General features: G+C 38.4%; 12 protein-coding genes. 4 read left to right on the top strand and 8 right to left on the bottom strand.

Features of this window, described 5'->3' with window-relative positions; translation table 11 throughout:
* Position 1 precedes the first annotated feature (1 nt).
* The 6 genes from LB467_RS02050 to LB467_RS02025 form a co-directional block, all read right to left on the bottom strand.
* Entirely contained in the window at positions 2–556 is a 555-nt protein-coding gene (locus tag LB467_RS02050) for a hypothetical protein (RefSeq protein WP_224472370.1), read from the bottom strand.
* Positions 557–603: 47 nt separating this feature from the next.
* Positions 604–1,293, bottom strand: a complete 690-nt coding sequence (locus LB467_RS02045) for a YjjG family noncanonical pyrimidine nucleotidase (protein WP_224472369.1) — start codon at positions 1,291–1,293, stop codon at positions 604–606.
* The gene (locus LB467_RS02040; RefSeq protein WP_224472368.1) at positions 1,280–2,569 is read right to left on the bottom strand and encodes a polysaccharide deacetylase family protein; all 1,290 of its coding nucleotides are present in this window, start codon (positions 2,567–2,569) and stop codon (positions 1,280–1,282) included. Before LB467_RS02040 ends, LB467_RS02045 begins: the two co-directional genes overlap by 14 nt.
* A gap of 9 nt (positions 2,570–2,578) precedes the next feature.
* Complete coding sequence (gene radC, locus LB467_RS02035) at positions 2,579–3,280, bottom strand: RadC family protein (RefSeq protein ID WP_224472367.1); 702 nt, start codon at positions 3,278–3,280, stop codon at positions 2,579–2,581.
* 252 nt (positions 3,281–3,532) lie between these two features.
* Complete coding sequence (locus tag LB467_RS02030; RefSeq protein ID WP_224472366.1) at positions 3,533–4,885, bottom strand: UDP-N-acetylmuramate--L-alanine ligase; 1,353 nt, start codon at positions 4,883–4,885, stop codon at positions 3,533–3,535.
* 92 nt (positions 4,886–4,977) lie between these two features.
* Positions 4,978–5,856 carry a tetratricopeptide repeat protein gene (locus LB467_RS02025; RefSeq protein WP_224472365.1) on the bottom strand — a complete coding sequence of 293 codons (879 nt, stop codon included), beginning with the start codon at positions 5,854–5,856 and terminating at the stop codon, positions 4,978–4,980.
* Between the two features lie 206 nt (positions 5,857–6,062).
* On the opposite strand from LB467_RS02025, the gene LB467_RS02020 reads away from it, so the two are divergent.
* From LB467_RS02020 to LB467_RS02005, 4 genes are all read left to right on the top strand, one after another.
* Entirely contained in the window at positions 6,063–10,298 is a 4,236-nt protein-coding gene (locus LB467_RS02020) for a gliding motility-associated C-terminal domain-containing protein (protein ID WP_224472364.1), read from the top strand.
* Between the two features lie 26 nt (positions 10,299–10,324).
* A complete protein-coding gene (locus LB467_RS02015) occupies positions 10,325–11,266 on the top strand; it encodes a PorP/SprF family type IX secretion system membrane protein (RefSeq protein ID WP_224472363.1) in 942 nt (313 codons plus the stop codon).
* Positions 11,267–11,278: 12 nt separating this feature from the next.
* Complete coding sequence (locus tag LB467_RS02010) at positions 11,279–12,898, top strand: OmpA family protein (RefSeq protein WP_224472362.1); 1,620 nt, start codon at positions 11,279–11,281, stop codon at positions 12,896–12,898.
* A 240-nt stretch (positions 12,899–13,138) separates the two neighbouring features.
* Positions 13,139–13,492 carry a hypothetical protein gene (locus LB467_RS02005; protein WP_224472361.1) on the top strand — a complete coding sequence of 118 codons (354 nt, stop codon included), beginning with the start codon at positions 13,139–13,141 and terminating at the stop codon, positions 13,490–13,492.
* Positions 13,493–13,638: 146 nt separating this feature from the next.
* On the opposite strand, the gene LB467_RS02000 is transcribed toward LB467_RS02005, so the two are convergent.
* Positions 13,639–14,160: a DUF4136 domain-containing protein gene (locus LB467_RS02000; RefSeq protein WP_224472360.1), complete on the bottom strand. Its 522-nt coding sequence runs from the start codon at positions 14,158–14,160 to the stop codon at positions 13,639–13,641.
* Positions 14,161–14,454: 294 nt separating this feature from the next.
* Positions 14,455–14,652 (bottom strand): hypothetical protein (locus tag LB467_RS01995; protein ID WP_394371754.1); only part of this gene is annotated, 198 nt, incomplete at its 5' end.

Raw genomic sequence — 14,652 nt, 5'->3', positions numbered from 1 at the left:
TTCAAAATTCAAACGAAAAGAAGCCTTTTGAAGCGAAATCCAATTCTCCTTCAAAAACCGCTGTACCCGGCTGCACCTCTAATTCCACCACCATTTTTATGCTTCTACGCACTAAATTTATACGATCTTCTTCAATTAACTCATATTGTTCTGTAGTTACGGGATTACCATCAGCCCCTGGGGTTATGCTATAATTTACCGCAAACTGTTCGCGGTTGCCTTCAGAAAGGAACCTGATCTTACTTTCAATTTCTCGTGGAAACGTATTAATATGCCTAAAATAAAATTCTACCGAAGTAAGATCCTCCTGAATATAGGAATCGTCCAAAAATTCCAGGCGCACCGTATCACTAATACGGTTCTTAATATTTCCTGTAGCAGTATCTCTAAAATGAGATTGATCTATATCGTAGATAAGAAGATCAATTTGCAAATCGGGACCAAGGGTGATATCGTTGCGTTGATCAAGGTCTACATCCTTAACACAACCCATTAAAAGAAAACTCACAGTAGCAAGCCTTACAAATTTAGTAAGTAAAGAAGAATAAAATTTCATTAGCCACCGGATTGGGTTGTACTAACGAAATTAACAAAAGATTATTATTACAAATAGATCTTCAGTTCATTTAACGTTTTTATATGTATTATGCCGACATCCTCCTTGTCCCCGTAGTAATCAAAGAAGATAGGTTTAATCCCACAATTTACAGCACCGGTACAATCGGCCTCAAAATTATCTCCAATCATAATACTGTTTTCCGGAGTAGCCGAAGATTTTTTCAATGCTGTTTCAAATATTTGTTTGTGAGGTTTTTTAACACCCGCTTCTTCGGAAGTAGTAATTGTAGTAAAATACTTACTTATTCCCGAATTGATAAGTTTTTTATGCTGCACTTCTTCAAAACCATTGGTTATGATATGCAAAACATAAGTTTCCTGTAAATACTCCAGCACCTCTTTACTTCCGTCTAATAGATGATTATGATCTGGCAGGTATTCTATATAATCTATGGCAATATTATCTATCAAAACTTTATCAGCTTCAAATTTTAAAAGATCAAAACTGTCTTTCAGCCTTCCGTAGCGCAAAGCTTCCTTGGTAACTTCATCATTTCTATAACGTTCCCAGTATTTAAAATTTACCGGCATATAAACCTTAAGAAAATCATTTATTCCCAGCGGAATATTCCTAAACTTAAAAACACGCTCAAAAGCCAGGGCAGAGTTCCTGTCGAAATCCCATAAGGTATGATCCAGATCAAAAAAAATATGGTTGATATTATCTAACTTCATAAATCTGTTTTAACAACGCGTAATAGTTCTGGTGATTAGAATATTCAGAAAAATCCTGATTTTTGAAAATGGCTTTAAAACTACCGTCAACTTCCTTTACTTCACTTAACATTTTTCCAACATCGCTGGTCAATTGCCCAAAATCCATTTTTTCAACAATACTCGAATTGAAGACGTAAGGATGTATTTTTAAATCAAGTGTTGATTCTGTATTAATATCATAGAAAAAAAAAGGACTGCAGGTTCCTGCCCTAAAACCAGGAGTCTCTGGGTATCCCATAGAATAATCCTGCGGAATTTCCAGTTCTGTCAGGAAATTGTAAAATTCAGGAATATTCAGGTTGTATTTTACATTAATCACACTTTCAAGTGGTGTATGCACGGTGTTTTCCATTCGCAGTTTTTCCTTCCGAAGTGTTTTAAAGTTCTCTAAAGCAAAATATCCCGGCATTAAACCCACCTTAGCATAATCCCCAACGTATTTAATAATGGAACGATAAGGATTCCGGTTGTAATTAATATTACGATCGTAAATTGAGAAATCACTTATCTGAAACATAAACAGTAAAGACACCTTGTGTTTTTTGATAAAAGCAATTAAATCTTCAAAAATATTTATAGGGTCTTTCTTTATCCGCATCAGCACCTGAATACGGTCTACAACTTTATTAAACTGAAGCTTCACCAAATCTAGATGCATTCCCGCCAGGCTTCGCAAAAATCCTTTATTCTGAAAATTAAAAACATGCTCTACCGCAATAACGGCCCGGGTATGAAATTTTCTGTCGGCATGGGTGATTTCAGGAAATCTTTCCAGAAGAACCTCTTTAAATTTATAAGCCCAGACATCTACCACAGGAGATTGTAAAAAGCCTTCCTGAAACCCTAGACTTTCTGAAGCCGGAAATCGACCTAAATCGTCTTTCACATGCGGCAAATATTCTTCATATCTACTCAGCAGAAAGAAAGAAGCCGCAAAAATATCAAAGGGCAATGCGCTGTTTTCTGAGACCGGAAAGAAACAAAAATTATCGCCCCAGGGCTGCACTTTAATATCTACTTCACTTAAACCCTGCTCAAGCAAAAGCCCTACTTTTTGCACAAATAATTCGTTTCCCAGGGCTTGTTTTCCGTAAGAAAGTTTCATCCCTTCATGAGCGATGAATTCTTCGATTTTAGTGGTGAATTTTATAGAAATTCCCAGAACATTTGTGCAAATATGTTTAAAGGTATAAACTATTCTCGGGGTGATCTTCTGGGTATAAATTAGTAGCATCTAAACAATTTAAAGTACGCCTTCGTCTGCAAAGCTAAAGTATGATTTTTCAGTTACAATAAGATGATCCAGCACCTTAATATCTAAACTTTGAGCCGCTGTTTTAAGCTTTTGTGTAAGTTGTTTATCGGCTTCGCTGGGCTTTAAAGTTCCCGAAGGATGATTATGCGCCAGGATTATAGACGTAGCGCCAACTTCCAACGCTTTTCTTAGCGTGATACGCACATCTACAAGTGTACCGGTAATCCCGCCCTTACTGAGTTGTAATTGCTCAATAACTTTATTCGAATTATTAAGATAAATAATCCAGAACTCCTCGTGATACAACTCGCCGATTATAGGCTGCATTAATTCAAAAACCGAAGCGCTGGAGGTAATTTTCTTTTTTTCTAAAGCTTCTTCTGTCCTTCGACGGCGGCCAAGTTCCATCGCTGCCACAATACTTACGGCTTTCGCAGGACCTATTCCTTTAAATTCACAAAGTTTTTTTACTGAAAGTTTCCCGAGATCACCCAATTGGTTTCCAGTGGAAGCTAAAATACGTTTGCTTAATTGCACGGCAGATTCATTCCGACTTCCAGACCCGATTAAAATGGCTATGAGTTCAGCATCACTTAGGCTTAGTTTACCTTTTTGAAGCAATTTTTCCCTGGGCCGATCGTCTTCTGCCCAGGATTTAATTCCAAAACCAATTTGATTTTCCTGCCTCATAGTTTTATAAAGATAAAAAATGATTCTTTATCATCCTCAAAACTAATCAAGAACCTCGGGGCAAGCCTACGAGGTATGAATTGGAAAACTATTTTATAATTTCGAGGCAAGCCACGGGGAATCAATCCCTCATTGAGGGATTTGAAATGAAACCAATATGATGATGGACGCAAAATTTACAACACCAACCTGACCGAAATCACATCGATAAAAAGATGATTAATATCTCGTCTCAAATGGACATTGGACTAACTAAAATAAAGCCTTCACCTCCTCCAGGTCTAAATTTCCAAAAGTCCCGCTGCTCATTAAAAGTAAAACGGAATTATTAAAATCTTTAGATTCAAGAATATCTTTTAATTCTGAAGTTTCAGAAATTACTTCCAGATCCGACTTATTAAATGCCACTTTTATGTCTTCTGCAGAAATAAACTGCATTTGTTTTTGCGCTATTGCCTCTGGAGAGTAGAAAATAATTACTTCATCAGCCTTATTCAAAGTATCCTTATACTCTTGAATAAATTCTGAATTAAGACTACTAAAAGTGTGTAATTCTAAACAAGCTATTAGTTTTTTATCGGGATACTGCTCTTTTACGGCCTGATTACTGGCCTTTACTTTAGAAGGGCTATGTGCAAAATCTTTAAAAAGAATTGCATTCCCATTTTCATAAATTTTCTCCAACCTTCGTTCGGCACCTTCAAACTCCATCATCGCTTCATAGAAATCATCTTCATCAATCCCCATATGCTGGCAAATCCATTTTGCGCCGGCCAGGTTATTCATATTATGTCTCCCGAAGATTTCCAATGGCATATCACCTTCCGAAGTTTCCAGAATAGTTTCTCCATCTTCTACGTGATATTCCGGCGTGAAATAGGGATGCTTTCTTATTTGGTTTTCGGTATTTTCAGCCAGATTTTTTAGGGTTTCATCTTCTACGTTATAAACAAGAATGCCTCCTTTTACTATTGAGCTTATAAAAATTTGAAACTGCTCAACGTAGTTTTCAAAAGTTGGAAAAACATTAATATGATCCCAGGCGATGCCACTTAGCAAAGCTATATTAGGCTGATACAAATGAAATTTTGGCCGAAGATCTATTGCGGAAGCCGGGTATTCGTCGCCTTCAATCAGCATAAAATCATTCTCATCGCTTAAATTAATTGTACCCTCAATTCCCCGAACAGGCGCGCCAAGCATGTAATCAATTTCTTTTCCGTGATAATGCATCACGTGAATTATCATAGCCGTAATCGTAGTTTTTCCGTGGGAACCTCCAATCACCACCCGGGTTTTTTCTTTAGAGAGTTCAAAAAGGAATTCAGGATAAGAATAGATTTTCAAGCCTAATTCCCCGGCTCTCTTTAATTCGGGATTATCTTTTTTGGCGTGCATTCCCAGCACAACCGCATCCAGATCTTGTGTTATCTTTTGCGGAAACCAACCGAATTCCCCGGGTAGTAAACCTACTTTCTCCAAAGCCGATTTGGAGGGTTCGTAAATAGCGTCGTCGCTGCCGGTGATAGTATTTCCTTTTTCGTGCAATGCAAGGGCAAGGCTATGCATAGCGCTACCGCCTATTGCTATAAAATGAAGTTTCATTAGATTTTCTTTCGTGCGCCAATTAATCTGGCTATTTCCAACTCTTTTAACTGGCTACAAATATAGTTAAGACATGAGGAAAAGCCTTTAGCTTACAACTCTAAAATTTGTTGCTTAAGTTTTTCTGCCTCCGGAAAATTAAATTTATTGGCCAAAGCTTTATTTATGTGAGTTAAGGCTTTATCCTGATTATTTTGTGAGGCCAGAATTTTAGCGATATAAAAATGCGCCCAGGCAGGAGATTTTAAATCTTTGTAATTATAATTTTCTATATAACTTTCAAGAAATTTTACAGCCATATCGGGCATAACCTCTAAAGAAGCAGCTCTTTCCCCTAATTCAAAATTAAGGTAATTACGTTCCACCAGGCTTTTATTCTTTTTCGCCTCTTCCAGGGCTTTAGATATGGCGGTTTTTGTTGCTTCCCGGTCTTCTTCGATTTTATGAATATAAGCCTGAGCCAAATAAGCATCTACTTTATTAATTGCCTGCAATTCTTTTACATATTGCTGAGCCAAATCTTTACTTCCACCAACTATAGAAGGTAATTGCATATAGAATTCAACTAACGCCCGACGAACTTCAGCGTAGTTCTCGTCTAATTCGGCTGCTTTGTTCAGGTAAGATTTAATATCACCCAACATTAAAGCTGCTTTAAATTGAGAAGCTTCCCTAGCTTGCATTCCCATAGCAGCTCCAAGTTTGAAGTTATAACCCGAAGAGTTAGGCTGGTATTCCACCAGTTTTTCGTAATAATTTATAGCATCATCCCAGTTCTTTTCGAAACTGGCGATATCTCCCAGATACTCTATGGCCTTTAAATTATCCTGATGATCAAGAAAAACCTTTTTCGCCTGTTTTATTTGGTTTTTTTTAAGATATTCTTCCCCGGTTTCCATAGACGGTTGGGCCGCAGCTGTTGTCACAATTGAAAAGAGAAATATCCTGATTATTAATAATTTCTTGGTCATCCTATTAATTTTTTCATAAATTTATTGCGATTTTCGACATAGAGCACCAAGTGCCGTTCAACATAAATGAACACAATCAGTGCCAAATGATAAAAATTGTTAAAGTAGTACATACTTTAACTAACAATGTTAAAAATTATTTTAATATTTGTGCTGCTAAAATTATTTAAACCTAATACTAATAATTGAATTTTAACACCTAGCCTATGCAAAATTTTACTTTTGGGAGGAAGGGAACAAACTGGTTCCTTTTCGCCTTTATTATGTTAATTGGAACCTTGCCCTCGTTTGGACAAACATGCCCCACGACAGGAGGAACTGACGCTGAACAGACCTTCTGTTATTTAGAAACTGTTGGCGATATTTCGACCGATGGCGATGCGATCTACCAAACTGCAGATAATGAGAACGACACGCAGCCTATTCCTTCAGGAGAAGTGCTATCGAGCGGAACCTATTGGGCCGGCTCAACATCAGGAGATTGTAACAGAATTGAAGTTGCAGTAACTGTAAATAGTGAACAACGCCCCGTAAACAACATTACAAATTCACGATCCCCAGGTTTTGAATTTACTTCCTGTGCATCAGAGGATTTTAATGCTGGAGATCTGGCGTCACTCTTTGAAGCCGATTTAGCTTATTCTATTGAAGTATATGATTCAGAATTTGGAACAACTCCAATGAATTCTACTGACAATCTTCAAGGTGGAGAAAGCTACTTTGTAGGACAGGTCCCAACCGCTGGAGAAGATGCGGAAAACGATGTTTGCGCATCCCTAAGAACTGCGGTGAGATTCAACCCAATTACTATTGAAGGTCCTACCGCAACTACCCCACAAACATTTTGCGAAAGTGCTACTGTAGCCGACCTTGAGGCCACTGGAACTTATGATAATACCCAGGCAATTAGATGGTATCGTTCTCTAAATGCAAATGAACCATTATCAGAAAGCACTGAATTAATCGATGGTCAAACTTATTATGCTGCACAGGTAGTGAATGATAGTGATAGTCCTGCACCACCTTGTGAAACTCCTGCTGCTGATAGAACTGCAGTTACAGTAGAACTTGTTGAAGGGCCAGATGCCGGAGTGCAGGAAGGTGATGGAATTGTATGTGAATCAGATGTAGAGGAAATTTTTCCTTCTAATGATGCAGTACGAAACTTTTATTTAAGCTTATTGGAGGATGGGGTTCCAGCAGATGGAACATTTAATCCAACGATTGACCAAATTGTAGATCAATATCAAAACGATGAGGATGGATTGGGAGAGTTTACAACTACATACACAATTGGAGAAGATAATTGTACTGATTCCGTAGACCTAACAATTACAATAATTGCGGCTGAAGAAGCTGAAGCAGGTGATGATTTTTCATCCACATATTGTGTTGACCAGGATGAAAATTTCGATCTCTATAGCTTTTTAAGTGATGATGCTATTGAAACCGGTGAGTTTTCTGCACCATTTGAAGATGGCGTTTTCAACCCTTCGGAAGAAGGAGCAGGAACCTATACTATAACCTACTCTGTTAACGAGGATAATTCTTGTGTAAACGGTTCTGATGAAGCCACTTTTACATTAGAAGTGAATGAAGTAAGCGAAGAAAATATTACTATTGATATAGATCCCTCTGAATTGGAAGGCATGACTGAGGAAGAAATTCTGAATGATCTTGTGGACAGATTTTCTCCATTTTTCGATGGAGTTCCCGATGAAAATGCTTTTGATCCGCAATTAGAAGTAGCCTTCGCAGAACTAGACCCAGAAAATCCAGAAGGAACCTATCAAGTATCCTACAACGGAAATTCTTGTGAGATTTTAAACTTTACAGTTGTAATAGAAGAGGTTGATTTGCAAGAACCAGAATGCCCTAACCTTGCAGGAACCGACTCCCTTGGAGTTGTATGTGAGGCTGATGTTCAGGAAACTTTTCCAAGTATAGATGAAATCCGAAAATATTATCTAAACCTTTTAGATGAAGGAGTTTCCAGAGATGGAACTTTTGATCCAACACCTACAGAAATAGCTGATCAATATCAAAATGATGAAGATGGTTTAGGTGATTTTACAACAACCTATACAGTGTCCAACGATGAGTGTACGGATTCAGTACAACTTACAGTTAGAATTGTAGAGGACGTAGATGCCGGGGAAGATGGAAGTGTCACTTTAAATGAAGATGATGAGCCCGTTAACCTTTTTGACTTTCTGGAAGGAACTCCTGACGAAGGTGGAACCTGGAGTCCAGGAAACGGGACTTTTGATCCTGCAACTGATGAGCCTGGAGATTATACTTATACAATAGGAACTGAAAGCTGTGAAGATTCAGCTATTGTAACTGTTACAGTGACGAGTGATCCAACAGACCCAACGGAACCAGGGTGTGCCGGCGAAGATGCTATTGGTGAAGTTTGTATCACTGATGTGGAAGAAACTTTCCCTAGTATAGATGAAATAAGAAAGTATTATTTAAGTCTTTTGGATGAAGGGGTTGCCACAGATGGAACTTTTAATCCAACTCCTGCAGAAATAGCCAATCAATATCAGAACGATGAAGACGGATTAGGTGATTTTACTACAACATACACTTTAGCAAACGAAGATTGTGAAGATTCTACAGAATTAACAGTTAGAATTATTGACACAGAACCAGCGGATGCCGGTGAAATTGACGATCAAACAGTTTGCTCAAACGAAGGCATGATAGATCTTTCCGATTATCTTGAAGGATCTGGAGCTGTTGAAGGAGGTACTTTTACTGGAGAAGGAGTAGATGACGGAATGTTTGATTCTTCTATTGGGTCAAATGAAGACGGATACACAATTACTTATACCGTAAGTGAAGATAATGATGCTTGTGTAACAGGTGAAGCCAGTACTTCTTTTGTAATTGAAGTGATAGACAGCGCTGATGCCGGTGAAGATAACTCCACTATTATTTGCAACCAGGATATCCTTGACGGTATGTTTGAAGGATCTGAAACTATATTAAGAGAATTTTATCTAGATCTTTTAGATGAAGGCGTTTCAAGAGAAGGAACATTTAGTCCTTCCTTACAGGAATTTATAGACCAGTACGATAGCGGTAACCAAATTGGAACTTTTACCACTACTTATACAGTAGGAGAAGGACAATGCCCTGATTCTGTAGAACTTTCTGTTACCGTAAAAGAAACCGTAGAAGCAGATGCCGGTGAGATCGAAGATCAAACAGTATGCTCAAGTGATGCAGACATAGATCTATTCACTTATTTATCTGATGATGCGAATAAAGACGGTGTTTTTGAAGGGTACGAAGATGGAATCTTTAGTCCATCAATGGTAGGAGCTGGAAGCTTTGAAATTACCTACACAGTGGGCGAAGACATTCCTTGTGTAGAAGGTGAAGCAAGTACTACTTTCACTATCGAAGTTCAACAAGGTGCTCATGCCGGTGAGGATATGGAAGTAAACATTTGTAGTAACGATGGCCTTCAGGATCTATTCTCATTTATTTCTGCAGATGCAGATATGGATGGAGAGTTTACTTTAGACGGTGAAGTTATCGCCGAAGGCATTATGGATCCTTCAGCTTTTGAAGTTGGAACATACGAAGTTATCTATAGCGTAATGGTTGAAGATGGTGAATGTGGTGAAGATGATATGGCTACGATCACTATAACGCTTGGAGAAGCTCCTGAAGCTCCAACCACAAACGAATCTGTTGCATTCTGTGCGATAGATGGTGAAACGGCAGCGCGTCTTGAAGCTGAAGGAACCAACTTAACCTGGTATTCTGATGCCGATCTAACTATGATGGTTAGTGAAGAAGACGTTTTGGTTAATGGTGAATACTATGTGACTCAATCATCAGACAACGGATGTGAATCTGATGCTGCTATGATAATGGTAAACATTGTAGATTCTCCTGCTCCAACCATCAGTTCAGATTATGAACTATGTGAGTTTGACGATCCAACAATCGCAGACCTTACTGCCGAAATCAATGAAAGCGGAGAAGTAACCTGGTACGATTCAGCCCAAAGTATGACTGCGTTAAGTAACAATGCTATGCTAAATGATGGGACTACTTACTACGCTACTCTAATTTCAGATAACGGTTGCGAAAGTTCAGAAAGATTAGCTGTTACAGTTACTCTTGAAGACTGCGCACTACTTTTCCCGGAAGCTATTACGCCAAATGGAGACGGTAGAAACGACAGGTTCGTAATAGAAAATATTGAAAGAGAATATCCAAACTACAACATTACGATCTTTAACAGATGGGGTAATGCAGTGTATAAAGGTAATGCCTCTACTCCTACCTGGGATGGAACTGCTAATCAATCCGGAAGTCTGGGAGACGATGTACTACCTGTAGGTGTATATTTCTATGTGGTAGACTTTAACGACGGAAGCACATCGCCACGTCAGGGTAAAGTATACTTGAACAGATAATATAAAAGGATAAACATTAGAAAGAAATGAAAAAAACAATCACAAAATATTTAATATTTACAGGCATTATCCTTTTCTCCATTAAGGGTATGTCTCAGCAAGACCCGCTGTTCACTCAGTATATGTATAATATGAGTGTAATTAACCCAGCTTATGCTACCGATGATCCTGGTATGCTAAATCTGGGGGGTATTTACAGATCTCAATGGCAAAATGTTGACGGTGCTCCAAGCACCGCCAACTTCTTTGCCCACACCCCGGTGAGTGAAAGAGTAGAGCTTGGTCTAACTGTAGTTCACGATGAAATTGGCGGTATTGTTAAAGAAAACAATATAACTGCCGATTTCGCTTATGTGCTTCCAACAGGTGGAGACAGCAAACTATCTTTCGGTCTTAAAGGTGGACTTACCACTTTTGACGCGAACCTTTCCGGCCTTCGTGCAAACGATCCTACAGATCCAGCCTTGGAAAACGTAAACGAAGTTTTTCCTGTATTTGGACTAGGTGCTTTTTGGTTTGGAGATAATTACTATTTAGGTGCTTCTGCCCCTAACGTATTTACTTCAAAATACATTGAGAACGAACAAGGCCTTGCGGCTTTAGGCGAAGAAGCAATCCACTACTATTTAACCGGTGGATACGTTTTTCAACTTAACCCAGATCTTAAATTGAAGCCTGCTTTTATGGCAAGAGGTGTTCAAGGTGCTCCGTTGGCAGTAGATGTTACTGCAAACGTTTTGTTATATGACAGGCTAGAAGCCGGTGTTGGTTACAGATTTAATGAAACCATTACAGGTTTGGTGAACTTTAAGATAACACCAGCCCTACGTGTAGGTTATGCTTACGATCATTTCACCTCAAGGTTCGCCAACTACAATTTAGGTGGAACTCACGAGATCATGTTGTTATTTGATCTTGACCTGTTTGGCCTTACCAAAGGATATGACAAATCACCTAGATTCTTCTAAAAAACGAATAATATGAAAAATTTATATAGTACACTTTTTATTCTTTTTATAGGACTTGCCGCTTTTGGGCAAAGTGCTGAAATAAAGAAGGCAGAAAAACTGTTTGCTCAAAGAGCCTACATGGACGCTGCAGAAGCTTATGAAAAAGTTGTAGATAAAAATCAGGAGGTTTTACAAAACCTTGGAGATGCTTATTTCTACACAAATCAAATGGAAGAAGCTGCGGAAGTTTACCGCACACTTTTCCTTAGACACGAAGAGATTGCAGCTCCTGAATATCAATTTCGCTTTGCACATTCTTTACGTGCAATTGGAGAACAGGATGAAGCTGATGAGTATATGAGTGATTATACTGGTGAAGCTATAAGCTATGAGGATTTTGCACGTAAATTGGATACAACTGGTCCTCACGTTTATACCACTAATCAAATCATGAACAACAGTTCTTCAGCCGATTTTGGTATTGCTTTTTATGGAGATCGAATTACTTTCGCTTCAACAAGAAACCAAGAGCGACCAATTTATCCCTGGAACAAAAAACCAACTTTAGATCTTTACTCAGCTGAAATGTCTGAAGACGGAGAATTAAGTGACATCGTTTTGTTTTCTGATGCTATTAATACCGATGAGCACGAAAGCTCTGCTACTTTTAGCCAGGATGGTCAGGTAATGTTTTTTGACCGTAACAGCGAGAAAAGAGTGAAGAACGAAGAAGGAATTAGAGTTGCACATATTAAAATTTTCCGTGCTGAAATGGTAGATGGCGAATGGAGCAATATTGAAGCCCTTCCTTTCACAAGTGATGAATATTCCACTGAACACCCAAGCCTAAGTGCAGATGGCAGCAAACTTTACTTTGCCAGCGATATGCCAGGTTCTGAAGGCTCTTTTGATATCTACGTAGTAGATGTAAACGAAGACGGAACTTATGGTGAACCACAAAATCTTGGTACCGGAGTTAATACTCCTAACCGCGAGCAATTTCCTCACATCAGTGAAGAAGGAGTACTTTACTTCTCTTCAGATGGTCATCAGGGATTTGGCAACCTGGATGTATTTAGAACTGAAGGAGATTTTTCTGAAGTTCAGAACCTTGGAAGCACAGTTAACAGTGGTCACGATGATTTCGCTTTTATAATTGATGAAGAAAACCAAAAAGGATATCTTGCCTCTAACAGAAGAGGGTCAGATAACCTTTATGTTTTCACCAGAGAAGATTATGTTCCTCCGGTTGTTGATTTTGATGACAGAGAAACAAACCTTGAAACTGGTAGACAACAATTAAGAGATGTCGGAAACATTTACTTCGACTTTGACAAATCAACTATTAAAGACGAGTCTAAACCAACTCTTGATAAAGTTGTAAATATTATGAACAAGTATCCTGAACTTAAAATTGAAATTGGCTCTCACGCTGATGCTAGAGGTTCAGATCAATACAATATGGGACTGTCTGAAAGACGTGCAGCTTCTACTTTAGAGTATCTTGTTGAAAACGGTATAGACCGTAGCAGATTAACTTCTAAGGGTTATGGAGAAAGCATGCCACTTAACGACTGTACCGAACCGACAGGTTGTACTGTAGAGCAGTATGCTAAGAACAGACGTAGTGAATTTACTATAATGAATTAATCACTATAAGTTCTGAAGAAATGGAAGAATAATCTTCCATAGGTTAGCTACTAACTAACCAACCAAAATGTGAAAAGCCCCGGAAATTTTCCGGGGCTTTTTTATTGCTAAATTTTAAAAGATGAAATCAAGAACCCCGGGGAAAGCCCGAGAGGTATGAATTGGAAAACTATTTTATAATTTCGAAGCCAGCCTCGGGGGGAATTAAACCTCAATTAGGGATTAAAAAAGGCTTTATGTATGACTGATAAAATTCAGAAAATTTTAAATAAGAAATGGGAACCACTTTTTGGGAATTATAAAAATATAGAAGATGGAAATTACCCGGGAAACTATCTTTTAGCTTTTACCGACAAAAACCTTAATGGACAAACAGTTGAACCGAGGGATATCTTTTACATAGGTATGAGCAATGCAAGAAAAGGAATCAACAACCTCGGGGCAAGCCCACGAGGTATGAATGAAGAACTATTTTATAATTTCGAGGCAAGCCTCGGGGAATTAAACCCCAATGAGGGATTAAAAAACCGGGGCAAACAATTTCTAAATGAAATAGAGAAAAATGGGAGTCATAGCGCTGGAATGCACATATAAAAGAAGTAACAAATACAGAATCTAAATTGAATAGAAAATAGAAACAATGTGCATAATAAAACAATGCTAAAATCAATCTCGATCCAAACTTCTTGCTCGCTGGTAATCCCGCAAATTGCACTGTTTTTATGAAAATTTGAGGATGCTTATTCCTTAGGAGGATACCCCTCAAGGGCTTTCTTAACGATCTTATCAAACATTGCCCGGCGTTGTTCGGGAGAAGCATTTGGGTTGAACTTGCTTTCTACAACCGACTGCCAAACCAGAGAATCTTCAGCAACATCTATAAAGTCGATTGTGACTTCCAGAACAACGGAATTATTCTCCATGGGAATCCCGCCGGAAACTCCTACTCCACCATGCCGGCCTCCGCCTCCAATTCCAATGCCAACATTGCTTCGGTTCTGATCCATAAATTCCCGGGAATAAACATTCACATAAATTCCGGGCTCTTCTGAATTTGAAAGGCCCTGCACTTCCATTCCATTCTTTAAACTAGTAATTAACCTGGTTTCATCTAATTGGGAAAGCCCGGACTGAAAATCTGGAAAAAGTTGGTATGTATTGTAAGTATTAAAATTTACCGTGTCATCATAATCATAAATCGCTTTTGGTGCATTGCAAGATGACAGCAATGCAAATACAAATAGTAACTTTATTAGTTTCATATGTGTTTTATTTTATTTTTAATCAATTAGGGCCAAAACTCTCCCGTAGGGCTTACTGCTCTATGACCGGTTTCCACTATTTAAAGTGTGCTATAGGCCCAATTATAATGGTGATCTATATTTAAGAGATACGTGATTATAAAAGGATAAGAAAGATGTAAATTTTCATATACGTGCTTCCAAAAGGTATTGCTACCCTTCTTTACGACAAGTGTTTGTGCTTATCCAGTTTTCGACTCAATTTCATACACAGGTTTAATTTCCTAGTAAAAAAAACGAGCTCCAGGTTTATCTTTAGGCTACCGGAGTAAGCCTTACATCAAATCCCAGTTTTCGCAGGTGGCCAACTGTTTTTTGAACTTCCCTCACTTTACGCTTCTGCTCCGCTTTTTCGATTTGCAACAAGGGCTCTTTATAGGCCTCTTTATTCTTAAGAATAAAATACGTTGCTATGATGATCTTATGGCTGACCGCTACTAAAGCTTTCTTACT

The sequence above is a fragment of the Salegentibacter tibetensis genome, assembly GCF_020164485.1.
Taxonomy (GTDB): domain Bacteria; phylum Bacteroidota; class Bacteroidia; order Flavobacteriales; family Flavobacteriaceae; genus Salegentibacter; species Salegentibacter tibetensis.
The sequence above is the reverse complement of the archived record's forward strand: the minus strand, read 5'-3'. Positions and strand labels throughout refer to the sequence as shown.